The sequence below is a fragment of the Sulfoacidibacillus thermotolerans genome, assembly GCF_003144315.1.
In the GTDB taxonomy this organism is placed as follows: Bacteria; Bacillota; Bacilli; order Alicyclobacillales; family SLC66; genus Sulfoacidibacillus; species Sulfoacidibacillus thermotolerans.
In genome coordinates, this window is sequence record NZ_MPDK01000023.1 from 22,300 (window position 1) to 42,332 (window position 20,033).

At 46.4% G+C, this 20,033-nt stretch carries 18 protein-coding genes; 4 read left to right on the plus strand and 14 right to left on the minus strand.

The genetic code is table 11. The features are described from left to right. Window position 1: 1 nt before the first annotated feature. The 5 genes from BM613_RS11420 to BM613_RS11440 form a co-directional block, all read right to left on the minus strand. Entirely contained in the window at window positions 2-559 is a 558-nt protein-coding gene (locus BM613_RS11420) for a hypothetical protein (protein WP_181363095.1), read from the minus strand. Window positions 560-828: 269 nt separating this feature from the next. Further along, window positions 829-1,626 (minus strand): thiazole synthase, encoded by a 798-nt coding sequence (locus BM613_RS11425; RefSeq protein WP_109431320.1) that lies wholly within the window; start codon window positions 1,624-1,626, stop codon window positions 829-831. A 55-nt stretch (window positions 1,627-1,681) separates the two neighbouring features. Continuing rightward, window positions 1,682-1,882: a sulfur carrier protein ThiS gene (gene thiS / locus BM613_RS11430; RefSeq protein WP_181363096.1), complete on the minus strand. Its 201-nt coding sequence runs from the start codon at window positions 1,880-1,882 to the stop codon at window positions 1,682-1,684. Between the two features lie 55 nt (window positions 1,883-1,937). After that, window positions 1,938-3,056, minus strand: coding sequence for a glycine oxidase ThiO (thiO, locus tag BM613_RS11435; protein ID WP_109431322.1), 1,119 nt, complete (start codon window positions 3,054-3,056; stop codon window positions 1,938-1,940). Continuing rightward, window positions 3,053-3,727: a thiamine phosphate synthase gene (locus tag BM613_RS11440; RefSeq protein WP_245926370.1), complete on the minus strand. Its 675-nt coding sequence runs from the start codon at window positions 3,725-3,727 to the stop codon at window positions 3,053-3,055. Before BM613_RS11440 ends, thiO begins: the two co-directional genes overlap by 4 nt. Window positions 3,728-3,932: 205 nt before the next feature. On the opposite strand from BM613_RS11440, the gene BM613_RS11445 reads away from it, so the two are divergent. The 3 genes from BM613_RS11445 to BM613_RS11455 all read left to right on the plus strand — a co-directional run bounded on the left by BM613_RS11445 (window position 3,933) and on the right by BM613_RS11455 (window position 8,229). Continuing rightward, window positions 3,933-4,967: a ThiF family adenylyltransferase gene (locus BM613_RS11445; RefSeq protein WP_109431323.1), complete on the plus strand. Its 1,035-nt coding sequence runs from the start codon at window positions 3,933-3,935 to the stop codon at window positions 4,965-4,967. A 60-nt stretch (window positions 4,968-5,027) separates the two neighbouring features. Next, complete coding sequence (locus BM613_RS11450) at window positions 5,028-6,725, plus strand: M3 family oligoendopeptidase (RefSeq protein ID WP_109431324.1); 1,698 nt, start codon at window positions 5,028-5,030, stop codon at window positions 6,723-6,725. Window positions 6,726-6,849: 124 nt separating this feature from the next. Next, window positions 6,850-8,229, plus strand: a complete 1,380-nt coding sequence (locus BM613_RS11455; protein WP_109431325.1) for a glycine--tRNA ligase — start codon at window positions 6,850-6,852, stop codon at window positions 8,227-8,229. A gap of 39 nt (window positions 8,230-8,268) precedes the next feature. Here BM613_RS11455 and BM613_RS11460 read toward each other — a convergent pair whose 3' ends face one another. From BM613_RS11460 to BM613_RS11495, 8 genes are all read right to left on the minus strand, one after another. Continuing rightward, window positions 8,269-9,558, minus strand: coding sequence for a hypothetical protein (locus tag BM613_RS11460; RefSeq protein ID WP_109431326.1), 1,290 nt, complete (start codon window positions 9,556-9,558; stop codon window positions 8,269-8,271). A gap of 67 nt (window positions 9,559-9,625) precedes the next feature. Further along, complete coding sequence (locus BM613_RS11465; protein ID WP_109431327.1) at window positions 9,626-11,749, minus strand: PASTA domain-containing penicillin-binding protein; 2,124 nt, start codon at window positions 11,747-11,749, stop codon at window positions 9,626-9,628. A gap of 100 nt (window positions 11,750-11,849) precedes the next feature. Next, the gene (gene mnmA, locus BM613_RS11470; RefSeq protein ID WP_109431328.1) at window positions 11,850-12,959 is read right to left on the minus strand and encodes a tRNA 2-thiouridine(34) synthase MnmA; all 1,110 of its coding nucleotides are present in this window, start codon (window positions 12,957-12,959) and stop codon (window positions 11,850-11,852) included. Beyond that, complete coding sequence (locus tag BM613_RS11475; RefSeq protein WP_109431329.1) at window positions 12,956-14,167, minus strand: MFS transporter; 1,212 nt, start codon at window positions 14,165-14,167, stop codon at window positions 12,956-12,958. The genes mnmA and BM613_RS11475 overlap by 4 nt, the downstream gene beginning before the upstream one ends. Beyond that, window positions 14,155-14,466, minus strand: coding sequence for a winged helix-turn-helix transcriptional regulator (locus BM613_RS11480; protein ID WP_109431330.1), 312 nt, complete (start codon window positions 14,464-14,466; stop codon window positions 14,155-14,157). The genes BM613_RS11475 and BM613_RS11480 overlap by 13 nt, the downstream gene beginning before the upstream one ends. Window positions 14,467-14,618: 152 nt before the next feature. Then, window positions 14,619-15,284, minus strand: coding sequence for a thiaminase II (tenA, locus tag BM613_RS11485; RefSeq protein ID WP_109431331.1), 666 nt, complete (start codon window positions 15,282-15,284; stop codon window positions 14,619-14,621). 71 nt (window positions 15,285-15,355) lie between these two features. Further along, window positions 15,356-15,592: a DUF1450 domain-containing protein gene (locus BM613_RS11490; RefSeq protein ID WP_109431332.1), complete on the minus strand. Its 237-nt coding sequence runs from the start codon at window positions 15,590-15,592 to the stop codon at window positions 15,356-15,358. Between the two features lie 32 nt (window positions 15,593-15,624). After that, window positions 15,625-16,713 carry a sensor domain-containing diguanylate cyclase gene (locus BM613_RS11495; protein ID WP_181363098.1) on the minus strand — a complete coding sequence of 363 codons (1,089 nt, stop codon included), beginning with the start codon at window positions 16,711-16,713 and terminating at the stop codon, window positions 15,625-15,627. A gap of 260 nt (window positions 16,714-16,973) precedes the next feature. Between BM613_RS11495 and hutH the strand changes: the two genes are divergently transcribed. Next, window positions 16,974-18,515 carry a histidine ammonia-lyase gene (gene hutH, locus BM613_RS11500; RefSeq protein WP_109431334.1) on the plus strand — a complete coding sequence of 514 codons (1,542 nt, stop codon included), beginning with the start codon at window positions 16,974-16,976 and terminating at the stop codon, window positions 18,513-18,515. 91 nt (window positions 18,516-18,606) lie between these two features. On the opposite strand, the gene BM613_RS11505 is transcribed toward hutH, so the two are convergent. After that, window positions 18,607-19,977: a purine-cytosine permease family protein gene (locus BM613_RS11505; RefSeq protein WP_109431335.1), complete on the minus strand. Its 1,371-nt coding sequence runs from the start codon at window positions 19,975-19,977 to the stop codon at window positions 18,607-18,609. Window positions 19,978-20,033: the final 56 nt, after the last annotated feature.

Sequence of the window (20,033 nt, forward strand, 5' to 3'; positions counted from 1 at the left end):
TTTACAGTTGCACAGAGGGTGTGTGCGAACGCATCTGTGCAAATGCACGAATCATTTCATTGATTGCGCTTTGATACTGCGGCTTGCTCCAGTTATTATACGATGGATGTGGGATATCCAGTAACACCGTCCAATTCGGCGATGTGATATTGGCAATGCGGAAAAACTTTTGCGCAAAGCGTCCGCAGGGGATGATATAACATCTGCGATCGATGAGGTTGTATAGTTTTTCCTGTAACTTTTGTGCGATCAAATTTTGTAGTGCCTGTAATTTTGCATCTGAAAAATGATCACGCTGATTTGCTGTTCGCAGATTTTCTAGTAAGGAAAATAACTCTCTGAATTCGGCAGCCTTCGGGAATCCTTGATAAGCAGACGCTTGCATGGGAATTTGACAAACATTCATTACACCTAGCACATTGAGTGAGGGTCGATCTAATTGCTCTGTCATATTTTTCTTAACCATGATTCCAAGGGGAATGTGAGAATATTTTTCGCCAAATAAGTGTTTACTCATTGATAAACCAGAGCTACCGCTTACTGGTGCGCCATGCTTCAATTCTTGAAGATGGGGACTTTCCAACAGAAAGATAAAGCTAGCGTGTGAAGAGATGAAATCAGGGACGTAATAACTTGTAGTAAGTTCATCGAATTGGGATTGTAGCAGAAGAAGTTCATTGGTTGATCCATGGGGATGCATTTCTATGACCATCGCCTTATCCTACTAATTGAATGAGGCTATTTTAGCAAAACAAAAGCTCTCCTTCAAATTATGCCAGGAGAGCTTTTGTATTTATACGCATCACACTAGTGGGAATAAAAAAGTAGTTATATCCTTTGGCCTATGAGGCCAGTCGTTGGACTGCTAGGCTGTGCGTTATCAGATTTTTCAATGCGTCCGGCTAGATAGCCCGCCCGTCCTGCTAAAACAGCTAGTTTCATGGCATGCGCCATGTCGATCGGTTGTTTTGCACGGGCAATGGCGGTGTTGATTAATACGGCGTCAGCGCCCAGTTCCATAGCAAGCGCTGCGTCTGAAGGTGCGCCAATTCCGGCGTCGACAACTACTGGCACGCGGCCAGCCACAAGGTCAATGATGCGGCGAAGTCGATCTTGACTTAAGAGTCCACGCCCGGTTCCAATCGGCGAACCATACGGCATAATGGTTGCACAGCCGATGTCAAGTAGACGTTTTGCTACTAAATGGTCGTCTGTCGTGTACGGCAGTACGATAAATCCTTCTTCGACGAGTGTTTTAGCCGCCTCAAGTGTCTCGATAGGATCAGGAAGAAGTGTTCCGTCTGACGGGATTACTTCTAGCTTGACCCAATTTGATAGACCTGCGGCACGCGCTAAACGTGCAGTACGCACAGCTTCAGCGGCTGTTTGGCATCCTGCGGTGTTTGGGAGAATGAAGTAACGTGTGCGATCAATGTAGTTGAGCAATGACTCTTCTGTCTGATCGAGGTTGACGCGACGGACTGCTACAGTGACGATCTCTGCTTCAGAAACATCAAGAGCCGCGCGCATTTGTTCAAAGGTGTCGTATTTCCCTGTCCCAACCATAAGGCGGGAGCGAAATGTACGCCCCGCAATTGTGAGTTGATCATCTGCTGGAAGGTTCATTATAATTTCTACCTCCTCTTTTCTTTATAACTTGTCTCCGAGGTTCTGCTTTTTTTCAACCCCCACCGACGAAGCGAACAATTTCAATTACATCTTTCTCAGTCAATCTTCGTGTTGCATACGCTTCACGCGCAATAATTTCGCCATTGTGTTCTACGGCAATCAATTCATCTTGCAAATGAAACTGTTCAAGTAGTGAAAAGATCGTTGTGGTATCTGGAACGCTTTTTCTCTGCCCATTGACTAAAATATCCACTTTGTGGATGCCTCCTTTCCTAATAGAAGATCGGATTGTTTTGCTAGCGTTTTGTCTATCGTACTTGTGAGACCGGAATCTGTGGGATGAACGCTTTATGGTGAGCTAAAAGCGCTTTTCCTTCAATGAGAGAGACGATTATTTCCGCAGTTACAGGTGCCAGTAAGATGCCGTTGCGAAAGTGGCCGATGGCAACAAGCGCTTGAGAATTAGCATCGACAGGCCCGATGAATGGTTCGCGAGTGGGGAGTAAAGGGCGTATTCCTGTCCACGCGTCTACAAAGGCTGCATCACGTAATCCAGGTAAGACATCCTGTACAGCAAGTAGCAACTGCGAGAGTCCAGATACGGTGTTGATATGGGAAAGTAATTCAGGTTCTTCAGTTGCACCCACAATTATTGTGCCGTCACGTTTTGGAACAAAATAGAAATGACCATGGGAGATTGTACGTGTCAATTTGACATGGCCACTCGGTTGAATTCTCAGTAACTGACCCTTTACCGGGATCAGTGAAGGGGGCATGTGCATAGAGGGTAAGAATTGGTTTGCGAAAGCTCCATTCGCGAGGATGACTTTTTCTGCATGATATTGCTCTGTCGCTGTTCGCACGGTTACTTCAGTTGGCGAGAAGACAATGTCGTATACAGGGGAGCCTTCGATGACATCTGCAGTGAGACTAGCAGCTTTGCCAACGGCGCGCGTGACTAGAGCGGCATTTACGTTACCATCTTTGGCTAAAAATAGCCCGCCAAATGTTTCGCATACCGAAGTTTCCATGGCTGCGATTTGAGTAGATGTGAGAAACATCGCGCTACCGCCATGTAACTGTTGCCATGCCGCCGTTTCCTGCAATTGTGCAGCTTCTTCTGTGGTGCGTGCAAGGCGTAAAATGCCGTTTGGGGTGAGTTCGATCTCTATCCCTGTGAGATCAAAGAGTTCGTCAGAAAATGTAGGATATAATTCTCTACTCTCTAAGCACAACTGGAAAAAAGGTCCCGGCTCATTCATTTCCAGTTCGGCTCCTAGCATGCCTGCAGCTGCGCTTGAAGCTTCCTGACCAAGCCGTCCGCGTTCAAGGAGCAAGACTTTGCGGCTTGTCTGTGCGATACGCCAAGCGATCGTTGAGCCAATCACGCCGCCGCCTACAACTATCACATCGTAGCTCGTCTTCATGCTTTTAGCCCCCTTGTTATCCAGGAAACTTTTTCTTTTCCTGAATGTTGCTTTAACTTTTCTTTCAAGGTCTGTACTGCTGCGAGAGGTCGTTCAGATTCAAGAACAGCTCCGATAACCGCTACCCCAGTACAGCCAGTGGCAAGGACAGATGCAATGTTGGTCGCATCAATACCGCCGATCGCAATTACTGGGATTGACAATTCTTCGACAACTTGGTATAGAGCCGATAATCCTTTCGGCGGGATCCCACTGTGTGATGAACTGGCAAAAACATGGCCAAAAGTCACATAATCAGCACCTGCTTCCTGTGCTGCTTTTGCTTCTTCTAGACTGTGTACGGAGCAACCGATTTGGCCGGTCCACCCGATGCGACTACGCAGATGCACAACTTTTGCAATGGGTAGTGATTTTGCGGCAAGATGTACACCTGCAGTAGGCAAACTAAGTGCCACATCGACGCGATCATTCACAAAGACTTGTGAGTTCAACCCTTCGTTTGCACAGGCTTGCATCAAGGATTCGCATAATTGGTAGGTTTCTAGGCTCGGCGCTTTTTTTTCGCGAATTTGAATGACGTCAGCTCCTGCCCGAGCGCTTAAAAGTAGTGCATCAAACAAAGGAAGCGAATGTCGTTTGCGGTCGCTGATAACGTGAAGGACAGCACACACAATGTTTAACTCCTTTAGAATATTGAAGACATGAAATAAGCCGCACCCAAGTAAGGGATGCGGCTGAATCTCCACTCTGGATTCAACAAACGCGATCGTCAAGTCATGTCTTATTGCGTTCTTAGACTATCATTGGTTCTGCCATTGCGTCAAGGTTTTGTGTACAATGAGAAGCACAAATGAGAGAAAGGGCAGGCGATATGGGATGGATCAGGCACAACTGCAAGAACGGTACTCGCGGCAGATTTTATTTCGTCCGATCGGAGCAAAGGGGCAAGAGCGTCTGAGACAGTCGCGTGTCGCAATTGTGGGCATGGGGGCGCTTGGCACTGCAATGGCGACGCAAGTGGTGCGTGCAGGCGTAGGATTTGTGCGGTTACTCGACCGCGATATTATTGAGCCTTCCAATCTTCAACGTCAGGCTTTATACGATGAACAGGATGCGCTTGAGGCACTTCCCAAGGCAATTGCAGCGATGTATAAATTGCGCCAGGCAAACCGCGATGTGGAGATTGAGGCTAAAGTTGTCGATGTGACTGCGCAAAATGCGGAAGCGTTGCTGTCAGATGTGGATGTGATTCTAGATGGGACAGATAATTTTCAGATACGCTACCTGATCAATGACGTGGCGGTTAAGCATCACATTCCGTGGGCGTATGGTGGTGCTGTGAGTGCACACGGAACTAGCGCATTTTTCCGACCTCATGAGACACCGTGTCTCGTTTGCCTGTTTGGCACAGACCCGGGTTCTGGGCACGATACGTGCGACACAGTGGGCGTCATTGCTCCGGTTGTGTCAGTGATTGCTTCTTTTCAAGTTGCAGAAACACTAAAATATTTAACCGGAAATCTAGATGATTTGCGCAGTGGTCTCGTATATGTAGATTTATGGAATAACGAAATGCGGCAAATTGGATTTGGACAACGCAACACCGATTGTCCCTGTTGTGGGCATGGTCAGTATGCTGCGTTACAAGCTAAGCGTGATGCAATCACGGTTTCTATGTGTGGAAGACGCACGATCCAAGTCAAACCACAAGTCCCTGCTCAATTGTCCTTAGCGTCTGTTGCAAAGCGCTTGGAGGCTGTTTTTCGAGTGCGTTACAACGAACACTTATTGCGTGTGGAACTTCCGGATCATGTACAAATTACACTGTTTGCCGATGGGCGCGCACTTGTGCATGGAATCGAAGACGCTACGGCGGCGAGAGAGCTGTATGCCCGATATATTGGAATGTGAGAAGAGGAACGAGCACCAAATATTGTGAGCCTTATGTTATACTCGATAGGGGGTGGTTGAATGTTCACGTTTATTGATATGCCTTATGTGCGACCTAATATGGAAGATTTTTCGGCGCATTTTCGTGAAGAGTTACGCGCTTTTCGCAGTGCACGCGATGTGTCGGAGCAAGATGCAGCGATGGCACGTATCAATGCGGATCGCAAGACATTTGAATCGTTAAGTCAAATCGTGTACATTCGCCATTCCATCGATACGACAGATGAGTTGTATCGTGCAGAACAAGACTTTTTTGACGAAGTAGATCCGATCTATCGAGGGCTTGTAAATGAGTATTATGAGGCGTTGGTGAATTCCCCTTTTCGCGCGCAATTGGAAGAGAAATGGGGCTCTCAGTTGTTTCGTATTGCTGAACTCACTCTGCGAACATTTTCTCCCGAGGTCTTAGAAGATTTACAACAGGAAAATCGGATTGCGAGCGAGTATGTTCAACTGTTGGCATCGGCGAAGATTCCCTTTGAAGGTGCGGAGCGGACACTGTCGCAGATGACGCCTTTTTTGCAATCGACGGATCGCTCGATGCGCAAGCGCGCAGCGTTAGCTAAGTATGGATTTTTGCAAGAACATGAAGAACAATTGGACTCTTTGTATGATGAACTAGTGAAAACACGCACGCGTATCGCACGCAAGCTGGGGTTTCGCAATTTTGTGGAACTTGCGTATGCGCGCTTACATCGCACGGATTATGATGCCAAGGCCGTTGAGCAATTTCGCAAGCAAGTGCGACAATACATCGTACCTGCAGCCACGCGATTGCGCGAGCGTCAGAGGCAAAGGATCGGAGTGCGCGAATTATACTATTATGACGAAAACTTCAATTTTTTATCAGGAAATGCGACGCCTAAGGGAGATCCAGACTGGATTCTCGCAAATGGACGTACGATGTATCGTGAATTATCGCCCGAAACGGACGTGTTTTTCTCTTATTTAGTCGATCATCAGTTGATGGATCTCGCGAGTAAGCAAGGGAAAGCAGGCGGTGGATACTGTACGTATATTCCCGATTATGAGTCTCCGTTTATTTTCGCCAATTTCAACGGCACATCGGGCGACGTGGACGTATTGACACATGAGGCTGGACACGCTTTTCAAGTATACGCAAGCCGAAATTACGAAATTCCAGAGTACTTGTGGCCAACTTATGATGCGGCAGAGATTCATTCGATGAGCATGGAGTTTTTTACATGGCCATGGATGGATTTGTTTTTTAAAGAAGATACGGACAAATACAAATTTGCACATCTTAGCGGATCACTGCTGTTTATTCCTTATGGTGTGTTGGTCGATGATTTTCAGCACTTTGTTTATACCAACCCAGATGCAACTCCACAACAGCGTAAAGCAAAGTGGAGGGAACTTGAGCAGATGTACTTGCCGTCAAAAAATTACGAGGGAAATACATATTTAGAACAAGGTGGTTTTTGGCACCAACAAAATCACATCTTTACGGTGCCATTTTATTATATCGACTATACCTTGGCACAAATCTGCGCTTTTCAATTTTGGGCGCGGATGCAAGAAGATCGAGAAAGTGCATGGACGGACTATGTACACTTATGCCAAGCAGGCGGCAGTGAGTCTTTTACGAAGTTAGTCACTAAAGCGGGGCTGATTTCACCTTTTGAGGAAGGTTGCATAGAGTCTGTGATTGGTAAAATTGAACATTGGTTAGATCAAATAGACGATGCCAGTCTGTAGCATTGAGGTCTCGAATCTGTTATCTTCTAAAGAAAAAGCGAGCCCAGATTCGATGATTGATGTGTAAAGAGGAGTCAGACATCGCACAGAAGGTTTGCTTCAATGGATGTGGAGGTATTTTTTCATGGCAGTAACAATGGAACAGCTAGTATCACTGGCAAAACACCGCGGCTTTATTTTCCCTGGTTCAGAAATTTATGGTGGATTGGCGAATACTTGGGATTATGGTCCGCTAGGTGTCTTGCTAAAGAATCACGTCAAGCGAGCTTGGTGGCAAAAATTTATTCAAGAGTCCCCATACAATGTAGGGCTTGATTCAGCGATCTTGATGAATCGTGAAGTATGGGTGGCTTCAGGTCACGTAGGCAATTTTAACGATCCCATGATTGACTGTAAGGTATGTAAAGCGCGCCATCGGGCTGATAAATTGATCGAAGAAGCTCTTTTGGAGCGCGGTGAGGAAAAGGTGGTTGATGGTCTACCTTTTGGTGAAATGGAAGCGCTGATACGAGATCTTGCCATTGGATGTCCGCAGTGTGGAGCGCATGATTTTACGCCGATTCGACAATTTAATATGATGTTTAAAACGCACGCGGGGGTCACTGAAGATGCCGCCAATGAAGTTTTTTTACGTCCGGAAACGGCACAAGGCATTTTTGTGAACTTCAAAAATGTACAGCGTACCATGCGTAAGAAACTTCCTTTCGGCATCGGTCAGATAGGGAAAAGCTTCCGCAATGAAATCACCCCTGGAAATTTCACGTTTCGAACACGTGAATTTGAACAGATGGAAGTTGAATTTTTTTGTGAACCGGGCACTGATGAAGCGTGGTTCTCATATTGGCGTCAGTTCTGTGCGGATTTTGTACTGCAACTTGGCTTGCGTAAAGAAAATATTCGCTTGCGTGACCATGAACCAGAGCAACTGTCTCACTATAGCAAGGCGACGACTGACGTTGAATATCATTTTCCCTTTGGTTGGGGAGAATTGTTAGGAGTAGCAAATCGCACGGATTATGATTTGCGCCAGCATAGCCAGCATGCACATGAAGATTTTAGTGTAAAGGAAGAGGGGAAAGATCCCTTTATACCCTATTGTATTGAACCTTCAATAGGTGCAGATCGTCTGACCCTCGCTTTTTTTGTTGATGCTTTCGAGGAACAAGCATTGCCAGACGGTGATATGCGTACAGTGTTGCATTTCCATCCGGCACTTGCTCCCTATACTGCGGCCGTTTTTCCACTATCAAAGAAGCTGGCAGAGGGCGCGTTGCAGATTTATACACAACTTGCAGCGGACTTTTCGGTGGATTATGATGACAGCGGATCAATCGGTAAACGATATCGGCGTCACGATGAAATTGGAACGCCATTTTGCATTACGTACGACTTTCAATCAGAAGAAGATCACGCGGTCACAGTTCGCAATCGGGATACGATGGAGCAAGTTCGACTTCCGATTGCTGAACTCAAAAACTATTTAGCAGAGAAGATTCGCTTTTGAGTTTCTTTTTTAGCAAAAGGGTGCACAAGTATAGTGATTCTATACGGTTGTGCGCTCTTTTGCTTTGCTCACATGTTGTAAAAGCTCTGTGATGAGTTGTGTAGTTCCACTTTGCAGGGAGTGGGGAAGCACATTGTTTGAAGTCCGTTCAATTGTTGAAGCGTTTGGTGTAATACACTCGATCTGCCACCAGAGTAATGGGCGTTCTAAGTCATCTTCGGGTGCCGTTCGTAACAGACGTTCTCGTTCACGACGCAAAAGTGTAGAGATGCGTTGACGAATGCTTTGCAATTCTTCTTCGATCCGTCCGTTCGCAGTGTAGGGATGATCAGTTCGTGCAAATCTTACTGGCGTGGCAAGGCTTAACACTTCGAAATAACGCACTAGCGCATGAGTGCCATATTGATCCGCAAGGGTTTGATCGATCTCATAAATCGCGCGATGTTGGAGTATTGCTAAATGACTGTCCAATAGTTGTGCGAGTGCTTGAGGAATAAAAGAAAGCGGACGTGTGAGCATCTGAAGAAAATAAATGGTGGAGCGACTACTTGCAACATTCGCAGTAAAACGGTAGGTTTCGTGAACAGGTGGCATGGAATGGGGGATACGCGCGTTAAAAGAGGGTGTGTCGTTGCGGATAATTTCGCTTGCAAGAGTAAGTATTTTTTGCGCCCATATGGCTCCAGCGATGCTTTTGCGGCGCAAGTAACGATGTAAATGGAGCTCACGGGCGATGCCAAGTAATAAAAGTTCATCGTCTAGCAGATAGAGTAAGGGAAGACTGATTTGTACGCATTGCTGTCTGCGCAGCAGAGGTTGTATCGTGCGAATCTGCATCCCGTTTGGCATGATGTCAAGACGAGTAATGGGTGAGCGATTGAGTACTGCGGTGAGTTTGTTAAGACGGGCAAATCCTTGTGGTGCATGTTTCTGAGTCAAAGGAGTGGTGCACTCTGGAAATTTCCATAAGAATTCAAAAGGCAAGAACAATCCAAGAGCCAATAAACTGCCTAGGAGCGTTGCAATCAGCGTGTGTAGTTTAAATAACGCAAATGTGATTCCAAGATAGAAAATGAACCACGCAAAGACAAGCATTCCAACTAGGGTTATCACGAGGCGTGCACGCCATAAAAGTGGATCGTTTGCGCGTTTTGCACGAACGTTTTCATATACTTGCTGTGCACGCCGGTATTTTGCACGAAGCCTTTTGTCCTCTTCCCAATCAGTAGGCAGATCGAGCTGCCAACCACACTCACACCATGTGATATAGCCATAGTGCATAGGGACTTGTGCAGAACATTTGGGACAGGTAAGCGTCGTTTCGGTCATTTGCTTCCACTCCAGTTTTGCGGGCGCCCGCTGCTTTAAAGGTGCTACAGTACGTGTTCCGTCGCATTTAGGGAGATGGGCCAAAGTCAACGATGATCGCTGTTCCTACAGGAACGAACTTGCCTGGCTGTAAGTTTTGCGAGAGGGCATAACCAGCTCCTTGTGGAACCATTTCCAATCCTACTAGCGAGCACACATGCATCGCTTCAGTCATGAGCATGCCGGAAAGGTTGGGGACTTGCACTTTTCCAGGCGGATGATCTGATGGAGCAAATGTCCATGCATTTGTTCCGCTTGGAACTTTTGTACCAGGGGCTGGCCATTGCTCTAAGACTTTTCCGGTAGATCCAACCATGTGGGCGTTAAAACCCGCGCGCTCGAGAACGGATGTCGCCGTATGTACTGGGAGACCGACTACGTCTGGTGCCACGATATAATGGTCGCGGGGCGCAAAGTTTGCTGCAGATGGCGCAGTGTGGGGAGGAATGCCCAAATATGCGAGTGATTTTTGTAGGACATAGCGAGCCGCAGGTGTTGCTACCCAATCCCCCCACTGAGCGGTATGGTGAGCTTCACTTACAGTGACATAGATCTCAAGCGCTGGGTGATAAGCAGGAACATACCCGATAAAAGATAAATTATATAGATTTTTATAATATCCTCCCGTCGGTTTTGGAATCTCAGCTGTACCGGTTTTCCCAGCGACCGTATAGCCAGGAATCTCCCCTACATTTCCCTGTGGATCATTATTTACGACTTGAACCATAACGTTTGTGACCTGTCTCATAATCGCAGCCTGTGCCACGTGATCCACGATATGGACATGGTGGTTGTAGATCACTTTGCCGCTAGGGCTTACGATTTTTTGCACGACATACGGAGTTAAAAGATTGCCTCCGTTTGCGATGGCGCCGATCGCAGCAATTTGTTGGATAGGGGTGACAGCCAGCCCTTGACCAAATGTCATCGTTGCAAAGTCCACAGGATTCAAATGGGCTTCGGGAAAGATAATTGGATCTCCTTCACCAGGTAGATCGATCCCCGTTTTATGTGTCAATCCAAATCGATTTAAATACGTATAAAAATTTTGAACCCCTTCAGCTTGTCCAATGTGAATGAAACCGACGTTGCTTGAATAAATCATCGCTTGACGATATGTTAAACGTCCCCAGCCATACAAATTCCAATCGTGAATCGGCACTCCATCAACCACATCAACGCCAGACATATAGGTTTGGTTTAACTGAATGCTATGTGTTGCTAAAGCGCCTGTCAGCGTAACCGCCTTAAATGTGCTGCCTGGTTCAAAAGGGTCAGAGATCGCCCAATTGGTGTCAAGTGTTGAATTGTTATAGCGCCAAAAGTAGTTTGGATTATAGTCTGGAAGTGTTGCCATGGCGAGGATTGCTCCTGTATTTGGATCCGCTACAATGATGGCGGCATGTGCAGGAGAAAAACGCTGTTTGATCACAGCGAGCGCTTGTTCTGCGTAGCGCTGAATGACTGAGTTGATCGTTAAGTACACGCTATCCCCATTTTGTACGGGTTTACGCACCACAGGTTGAAAGGGGATGGGATTCCCAAACGTATCTTGTGTAAAAGTAGAGATTCCAGGTCTGCCTGCGAGATACTGATTGTATTCGAGTTCGACACCTGCTGCACCGTGTCCATGCTGATCAGTAAAACCTATGACTTCAGAAGCAAATGTCCCGTCTGGATAAATGCGCCGATAAGTCTTATACGGATTCACGTCATTTTGCATGTTTAGTTTTGCGAATAATTTGAGTACGGCTTCTTTTGTAGCTAAAGGAACATGAACGAGATAAGGATACATGCGCAACCAAATGACATTTGGCTGTTGTAATTGGGCATAAATTGTTGCTTCTTTGGCGTGTACGATTTGGGCTAAGCCTTGAGCAAGTTCTGTGATTTTCGCTGGGGTATTATGCTCAATGGCTTGAAGGTCAATGTCCATGTCATAGGCAGGGGCATCAAATGCCAGCACGCCGCCATTTGCGTCGTAAATCGTGCCGCGCATAGGCTGTATTGTTTCTTCTGCGTTCCACTCTGCTAGTGCGCGTCCTTTAAGAAAGTGATCTGCCGTTTGAATGTGCCAAATGCGAAATAGCACGACGCTCGCCAAGAAAAGAAAGCCTATTTGTAAAGATTTCGTTCGAATTTGCTCTTTCACGCTCTCTCGTCCTTGTTGTGTGTTTGTGCTAGAGTCGAAGATTGATGATGTGCATGATCAATATAAAACAACTGACTTTTGGATGCTATACAGGAAGAGTTCAGTTTACAACTTTTAACGCGCGTGCAATGATTCCCCCACCAAGACAGACCTCATCTGCGTAGAAGACAATTGATTGGCCGGGCGTCACAGCTCGTTCGGGGGCTGCAAAATGGACAAGATATTCACCTGAGGACTGCCGTTTGATTGTGACCTCATGGTCTGGTTGACGATAGCGAATCTTTGCTGTACAACTAAACACTTCCTCAGAACTCGGAAAGTGGCCTGCGATCCAGTGTACGTCTGTCGCAATAAGTCCATGTGCATACAGATGGGGATTATGAACACCTTGTTCTACATATAGAATGTTTTTTTGTAAATCTTTATCAACTACAAACCACGGTTCACCACTGCCTGAACCGCCTATTCCAAGTCCATGTCTTTGACCAATCGTGTAGTACATCAAACCGTTATGTGTCCCCTTATATTCACCTGCCATCGTTCGCATTTCACCTGGTTTTGCCGGGAAATAATTGCTAAGAAATTGGCTGAAATTTCGTTCGCCGATGAAACAAATGCCTGTGCTGTCTTTCTTTTTCGCAGTGGCTAAGCCAGCTTGTTCAGCAATTTGCCGCACTTCTTTTTTGTTGAGGTGCCCAATGGGAAATAGTGTTTTGGAAAATGCGGATTGATCGACGGTGTGCAAAAAGTAGGTTTGATCCTTTGTGCGATCTTTTGCTCGCAATAGCTGCCAGGAGCCATTTTGCTCACGAAGTTGAGCATAATGGCCAGTCGCTAGATAGTCAGCGCCGATCGCCACAGCTTTTTGTAGAAGTTCTTTAAATTTGATTTCTCGATTGCACATTACGTCTGGATTGGGGGTGCGGCCGCGTTCATACTCCGCTAAAAAATAGCGAAAAACGCGGTCCATGTATTCTTTTTCAAAATTCACGCTGTAACTTGGGATGCCAATTTGATCGCAAACGCGTTGCACATCCTCATAGTCTAAGGTAGCGGTGCAAATCCCAGACTCGTCTTTTTCATCCCAATTTTTCATAAACATCCCAATTACATGATATCCTTGTTCTTTTAACAGAAGAGCTGTCACGGAAGAATCAACTCCTCCTGACATCCCTACGACAACGCGTGTATCTTGTGGACGTTTGGTCATGAGTGTACTGAATCCTCCACTTCATTTGCGTGTTGTATCGTGTGTGTAGCGGAAAGCGCAAGCAGGGCAAAACAAATTCCAGCGAGGACTGCTGCGAATACATCCGTTCCATACATCAGGGAAGGTCCCCCACGGTGCAATAACACACCATTTGTAAAGTTCCCCACCATAACAGCAAGACCCCCACAGACCATGCCAAAAAGACTTTGTCCCGTGGCTTGAAGGTCAGGGGGAGAAAGATAGGAAACATAATCAACGGCTGCTATATAAAAGAAACCAAATGAGGCGCCATGTAGGATCTGTATGAAAACATCGAGAATAGGAATTTTTAGCCACGCCATGACGGCGAATCGTGTACAATAAGCAAGCACTGCGAGTAACAGTGTTTTTTCTTTGCCAAATTTAGCAATGAGTCGTGTTGCGAGCAGCATTGCGGGGATATTGCTGAGTGATGCGATCATAAATGCAACCCCAGTCCAATTTAGCGGCCCCCCAATCTCACGAAACGCTAAAGCAAAATACGTATCGTATGCTGTTAAGATTGCGCTTAGAAAGAAACCGCCTGTCAAAAATAATAAAAATCGGCGATTAGAAAGAAAAGGGTGCCATCCGCTTAAACCTGCTCGTTTGAATCGCACTGAAGATGTAAATCGCGGCAGGAACAAAGCGGTCAGCACAGTGAACAGTCCAATCACAGCACGAGGAAGCCACAAGATGGAAACTGTGAAGCGAGTCAAAAATTGCCCTGCCAAATAGGCGCCTGTTGCGTAGCCAAGACTGCCAAAGATACGTACGGTGCTATACGATGTGTCTGAAGCTCGCGTGATCGTTATAGCATACGCATCGGCAATTGGCGTTTGCGGATTACTAAAAAATGAAGAGGTCACAGTCACAATGAAAAGAACCCAAATCCACGTCGTATTATAAAATATCACTAGCATAGCGGGGACTAGAGCTCCTAGCCACAAAGCACTACGTGTGATTTCAAAGCGATCGACGAGTTGTCCCCACAGAGGCTGTGCGATCATTCCTACGAGAGTGGCAGTGGCAATGACAAGGCCGATCTCTGTACTTGTAAAGCCATTATGCACAAGTAGTAAAGACAAATAAGGATTGAAGATACCACCTGTCATTCCGTTAAAAAGGTAGTAACCTCGTAGCGGAATAAGGGTCTTTTTCGCACAGCTTTCCTTCATTATTGCATCCATTCGTCCGCCCAACGTTGAACTTGATCCATGACAGGTTCGAGTGCGCGGCCTTTTTCTGTTAAGGAGTACTCAATGCGGACGGGAGTTTCAGGGTATACCGTGCGGGTGATGAGACCTGCTATTTCAAGTTCTTTAAAGCGTTCTGCAAGCATACGATCACTCATATTCGGAATCATGTCAGAAATATCTTTAAAGCGTTTAGGTCCATCTAGCAGCACGCGGATGATCAGTCCTGTCCAGCGTTTGCCAAGAAGTGCGAAAGCGGATTCGAACTTTGGACATAGATGATCATTGGACATGGGGTATCCCTCCAGAATTATAGTAACACAGTCGCTTCATAAAAGTTAGTTAATTAATCATTATACGTACTACATATGGAGTCTATACGTTGTTTGGCTGCGCGCATCCTTGAAACAGAGAAAAGAATACGTGATTTATTGGTATAAGTTACTTAAAGAACGTCCGTTTGCCAAGACTCAAGATGATAGGCCATGTCCCAAAATCGCAATTCATACTCACTTGAGCGTAAAAAATGCTGACGCATCAATTTGCGCTGTTCCTCCGAGGCGTTTTGTGCGAGCACATCGAGCAAGTGAATTTGCTCAGTTACAAGTTTGCCAAACCACTCATCACCGTAAGTGGCGATCCATTGATCATAAATTGGGTGATTGGGGGTGCTGTTACGATAGCGTTCACCGATCTCGAAATATAACCAGTAGCAGGGTAAAATGGCGGCAATGATCTCGCCAAACGTCCCTTCGGCTGCTACAGCGAGTAAGTGTGTGGTATACGCATAGGTTGTAGGTGCGGGAATAAAATCTGTTGACGGGGTGATGCCTAGCAAGGAAAAGAATGTCTCATGAAGTAAATGCTCAGCTTCTACTGTACTTTGTGCGTGCACAGCGAGTCGAGCGATTGTAGGCAAGTCCGGAGCTTTTGAGGCTGCCCTAGATTGCACCTTTGCAAATATGGTTAGATAATACGAATCATTTAGCACGTAGTGGACAAATTTTTCTCGTGCGAGTGAGCCTTTTGCGAGTTCAGTCACAAAAGGGTGAGCGAAACTTTGTTGCCATAATGCATCTGCTTTTTGTCGCAGTTCGCGGGTAAACGTCATAGGTGATTTCATTCCCTACCGTAAATTTTCTTAAGTGTGGGAAGGGGCTGTGGAGATCCACTTGCACAGCCTTACCACGGTTCATCTGCAAATGGGGCATCTTCTGTCTCTTGTAGCTGCAAAAGTTCGGTTAAGAGCTCCTGGGCTGTCTCACGTTCGACCCATCTCCCATTGGCAAATGCATACGGGCGTAACAAACAATCTTCACATCGCTCAAGACAAGGGTATGTGATAACTTCCATTCCTTGAGCTTCGAGTTCTGGCATCCAAGTAGCGATCTCATTGGATATACAGATTTCTACAATCACGCAACACCCCTCACTTCTCAAATTGCAGGTTGTCAAGAAAATTCTACTTCTGATGAACTCGTGTGTCGCCGTTTTTTTTGGATGTACATCGCGGCATCTGCGGATCGGATTAAGCGCGAGAGTTCCTCCCAGGGCGCGTGAGTTACACCAATACTCACAGACAGGGGTTCACCGCGGTGATCTCCGAGTTTTAAGGCTGATTGTCGAATCTTACTAGCAATCGTATGCGCTTCAATGTTTGTCGCATTTGGAAGTAAAATGACAAATTCGTCTCCGCCGTAACGAAAGATCAATTGATGACCTGGGGTAGCATAACGCAGAATTTGTGTAAATGCCACGAGTCTTAAATCACCTTGATCGTGTCCGTGTGTATCGTTATACAGTTTAAATTCATCTAAATCAATCATGAGGACAGCGACAGTGTCGATACTCTCGATCGTATGATCGATGACAAATGAATCCATAAAGGAAATCAGGCTTTCACGATCATGGATCATGTGCAATGCCCGGCGATTAAAGACGCCAGTTAAACCATCTGTGGTCGCCTGAAGTTTTAGTTCCATCAACAACTTGGAGACATATAGGCTAGCCGATAGGTGTACAGCGACATCTTCTAGTAGAGAAATATCGTCTACAGAGAAGTGGTTGGGTTCCATAGATTTCACGGTCATAATGCCAAATGCTTCGCCAGTTTTAAACAGTGGAACGCGCACAATTGATTGAATTGATTGTTCATAAAGAAAAGGATCCTCGAGAAACTCGTGTTTTTCCCTCAAATGCTGATTGACGTGTGTACGCTGTTCGCGAAAACACCATTCGATCGCAGTGTGCTCGATGGGCATGATGTCTCCAGGCGCACTGCATATCAGACCATCTTTTGTCACGAGCTCATGTACAATACAGTATTTCCCCTTGGGTTCAGCGACTAAAAGACCAATCCGATCAAATGCGACGAGTGGCTGTATTTTGTCTCTAACAGCACTCAGAATTTCCGTGGTATTGAGGGAATCGCGCGTCGCGTGCAAAAGTTGATTGATCGCACGCAGGCGGGCGACTTCTTGTTCCAGCGACAATTTGTCTGGCAATGTCAACGCCTCTCTTTTGCGCCGATCTGTTTTCATATAACTACTAGTATATATTTTACCGCACGACATGTATAGATTTGTAGGTGCTGGAATACGAAATATGAGTGTTCGAATAAAAATTGACAAAAATCTTTGCGCTCGCGTATGATGGAATGAAACGAAAGGGCGGGATACGATGCAACCGCATAGAAGGCGGAAAGTACAACCGCATATCGGCGTTCCGGGCCGTGAGATAAGGTAGAGCTTATCTCACGGCCTTTCTTTTTGGCTTTGTTCAAGTAAAGGAGTGAAGGTTTATGTCGAAGGTGTTCTTAAATGGTAATACGCTTACTTTAGAAGAAGTTTGGGAAGTAGCCACAGCAAAAGATTTTATAGATCCCAGACATCGTGTGGAAGTACAGGTCGCAGATGAAGCGTGGCCACGTATTCACAAAAGTCGTGAATTGATTGAAGCTGTCGTACGGCAAGGGAAGCCGGTGTACGGAGTAAATACGGGATTTGGAAGGTTATCTGAGGTATCGATTCCAAAAGCGGAAACGGTGCAATTGCAAAAAAATCTGATCCGCAGTCATGCTTGCGCCGTGGGGAGGCCTCTTGCTACAGACGTCGTGCGCGCCATGATGCTGTTGCGGGCGAATGCTTTAGCAAAAGGGTATTCTGGAATTCGCAAGGAAACCTTGCAACTGCTTGTAGATTGTTTGAATGCTGGAGTTCATCCTGTGATTCCTAGTCAAGGATCACTTGGGGCAAGTGGCGACTTGGCCCCCCTCGCTCATCTTGCACTCGTTCTTATGGGGGAAGGGAAGGCGGAGTTTCGCGGTGCAGTGCTACCTGGTGCGGAAGCACTGGCACACGCAGGGCTGACACCCGTTACACTTCAGGAAAAAGAAGGGTTGGCGTTAATCAATGGCACGCAAGCGATGACAGCGATTGGTACGCTTGCGTGGATGAAAGCAAACCATTTGGTCCAATTAGCGGATGGGATTGGAGCGCTCACCATTGAAGCACTTGCCGGGATTCGCGATCCCTTTGCTCAGCAGGTGCACGCATTGCGTCCACATCCAGGACAGGAAACGGCAGCAAAAGCTTTACGTGAGTGGCTTGCCGGGAGTCAGTTGACTACAGCACAAGGAGAAAAGCGTGTACAAGACGCTTATAGTCTGCGCTGCATGCCTCAAGTGCATGGCGCCAGTCGTCAAGTAGTAGATTATGTGCAGAATGTGCTGAAGATAGAGGTCAATGCTGCGACGGATAACCCGCTTGTCTTTGCTGAAACGCAGGAGGTGATTTCAGGAGGTCACTTTCATGGGCAGCCAGTCGCACTTGCCATGGATTTTCTAAAAATTGGGATGGCTGAAATCGCAAATATTTCGGAACGTCGGGTGGAGCGTTTAGTGAATCCTAGTTTAAGTGGATTACCTGCTTTTTTGGCGCAAAATCCTGGATTATCTTCTGGACTCATGATTTTACAATATGTTGCAGCTTCTCTGGTGTCTGAAAACAAGGTGCTCGCACATCCAGCGAGTGTCGATTCGATTCCATCTTCAGCGGGTCAAGAGGATCATGTCTCCATGGGAACGACTGCAGCTCGACAGGTAGATGAGCTTGTGGGGAATGCGGCGCGTGTATTAGCGATTGAGGCGATTGTAGCAGCGCAGGCGATTGCACTACAACATGTCGAATCTCGTCTGGCAAAGCGGACGAAACAATTGTATGAGTGGATTCGTTCTTATGTGCCAAATGTCACGGTAGATCGCAGTTTGTCTGAGGAGATTGAGGCGCTTGCACAAGAAATTCTGCGTCTTGGCGGAGGAACTCCTTCTCTCGTGCACGCGTAACTATTTTACTGCAAGCATCGCACAGGAGCGGGTGTATCCAGTAATAGTCTGATGGCTGTACCCGCTTCTGTGCGGTTGTTTCAATGCGAGACTACAATGGGAGATCGGTTATGTGACGAGTTAACTTTGCTTTCATTGGAAAGTAGTACAAAATTCCTGAAACAAGCAATCCTACAACCCATGCAAAATCTGCGTTGCCTAAATATTTAGAAATTACCCCAACGTATAGAGCAGTATTCATGAAGGGGAATTCGAGTGCAATGGCAACCACGTAGCTAATGAGTGCGACCCAGTTCACGGTGCCATACGCACCTTGTTGGTGGAAAATTGCGTCTACATCATAATGTCCATGTCGAAGGAAATAGAAGTCGATGAGGTTGATGGATGTCCAAGGAACGAGAAAATACAAGAGCAGCAAGAGAAAATTCGAATAATTATTTAAGAAATTGCCTTGTCCCCAAATAGCGATCCCCGTTCCTAAAAGAGCGATGATCCCGCTGATCCAGGTGCGTGCCCGACTTGTAAAACCGATGCGACTGAGTGCGCTGATCGTTGTTGTGATGGACATGAAACCGCCGTACAAGTTGAGCACGTTGACAGCGATGATGCCTAATAAGATGACAAGATCGATCAGCCAAGAAAAATTTTGACCGAACAGCGAGGCGAGATAATTTGATGCGCTTGCATTAAAAGCATTCGCAGCTGTTGCGGCGCCAATTGCACCAATCATCATCATCCAAATGCTTCCTATTACAGATCCGGCATACGTATACCAAAAGGTTTTTGCAATGGCGGTCTCTTTTGGCAGATAGCGCGAGTAATCAGCTACATAAGGGGCATACGTGATTTGCCAAGTCGCCACAATCGAGAGGACAAGGAAAAAAGGGCCAAATGCGAATTGATGTTGAGAAAATCCTGCAGAGAAGGCGGGAGATGCAATGAGTTTTATCGTTAAAAAGAGAAATGTCACAGCAAATAGATAGGAAACGACCCGCTCATAACGATGGATCATCTCATAGCCATAAACAACTAGTAAGAAGGTTATGAAATTTGCGATGACAAGTGAGAAATCAAGGGGAATATGCAGGAAGGCACTGAGTGCTTGACCTCCTAGGACCGCACTTGACGCAAAAAAGCCGATATACATCAAAATGACGAGCACAAGTGGCAAAATGGCACCAATGACGCCGAATTGGGCTCGTGATTGGATCATTTGTGGAATCCCCAGTTTTGGTCCTTGTGCCGAGTGGAATGCCATGAAAATGCCACCGATGAGATTGCCAAGTAGGATTGCAATGATCGCAAACAGCAAATTGAGACCGAGTACAATCGCAAGGCCGCCTGTGACAATTGTAGTGACCTGCATGTTGGCGGAAAACCAAATGGCAAATAAACTTGAAGGTTTCCCGTGGCGATCGGATTCTGGAATGAATCCGATCGTACGTTGTTGTACGCCCGGCATGGGCGGAATCTTTAGGGTGTAAGTCCCGAACGGGGGTTGGCGACAAACCTACCGTT

Coding starts and splice junctions, on each gene's coding strand:
- BM613_RS11425 (WP_109431320.1), bottom strand. CDS start 1,626: ATGAACCTTCCAGCAGATGATCAACTCACAATTGCGGGGCGTACATTT.
- thiO (WP_109431322.1), bottom strand. CDS start 3,056: ATGAAGACGAGCTACGATGTGATAGTTGTAGGCGGCGGCGTGATTGGC.
- BM613_RS11445 (WP_109431323.1), top strand. CDS start 3,933: ATGGATCAGGCACAACTGCAAGAACGGTACTCGCGGCAGATTTTATTT.
- BM613_RS11450 (WP_109431324.1), top strand. CDS start 5,028: ATGTTCACGTTTATTGATATGCCTTATGTGCGACCTAATATGGAAGAT.
- BM613_RS11455 (WP_109431325.1), top strand. CDS start 6,850: ATGGCAGTAACAATGGAACAGCTAGTATCACTGGCAAAACACCGCGGC.
- BM613_RS11460 (WP_109431326.1), bottom strand. CDS start 9,558: ATGACCGAAACGACGCTTACCTGTCCCAAATGTTCTGCACAAGTCCCT.
- mnmA (WP_109431328.1), bottom strand. CDS start 12,959: ATGACCAAACGTCCACAAGATACACGCGTTGTCGTAGGGATGTCAGGA.
- BM613_RS11475 (WP_109431329.1), bottom strand. CDS start 14,167: ATGGATGCAATAATGAAGGAAAGCTGTGCGAAAAAGACCCTTATTCCG.
- BM613_RS11480 (WP_109431330.1), bottom strand. CDS start 14,466: ATGTCCAATGATCATCTATGTCCAAAGTTCGAATCCGCTTTCGCACTT.
- tenA (WP_109431331.1), bottom strand. CDS start 15,284: ATGACGTTTACCCGCGAACTGCGACAAAAAGCAGATGCATTATGGCAA.
- BM613_RS11495 (WP_181363098.1), bottom strand. CDS start 16,713: ATGAAAACAGATCGGCGCAAAAGAGAGGCGTTGACATTGCCAGACAAA.
- hutH (WP_109431334.1), top strand. CDS start 16,974: ATGTCGAAGGTGTTCTTAAATGGTAATACGCTTACTTTAGAAGAAGTT.
- BM613_RS11505 (WP_109431335.1), bottom strand. CDS start 19,977: ATGCCGGGCGTACAACAACGTACGATCGGATTCATTCCAGAATCCGAT.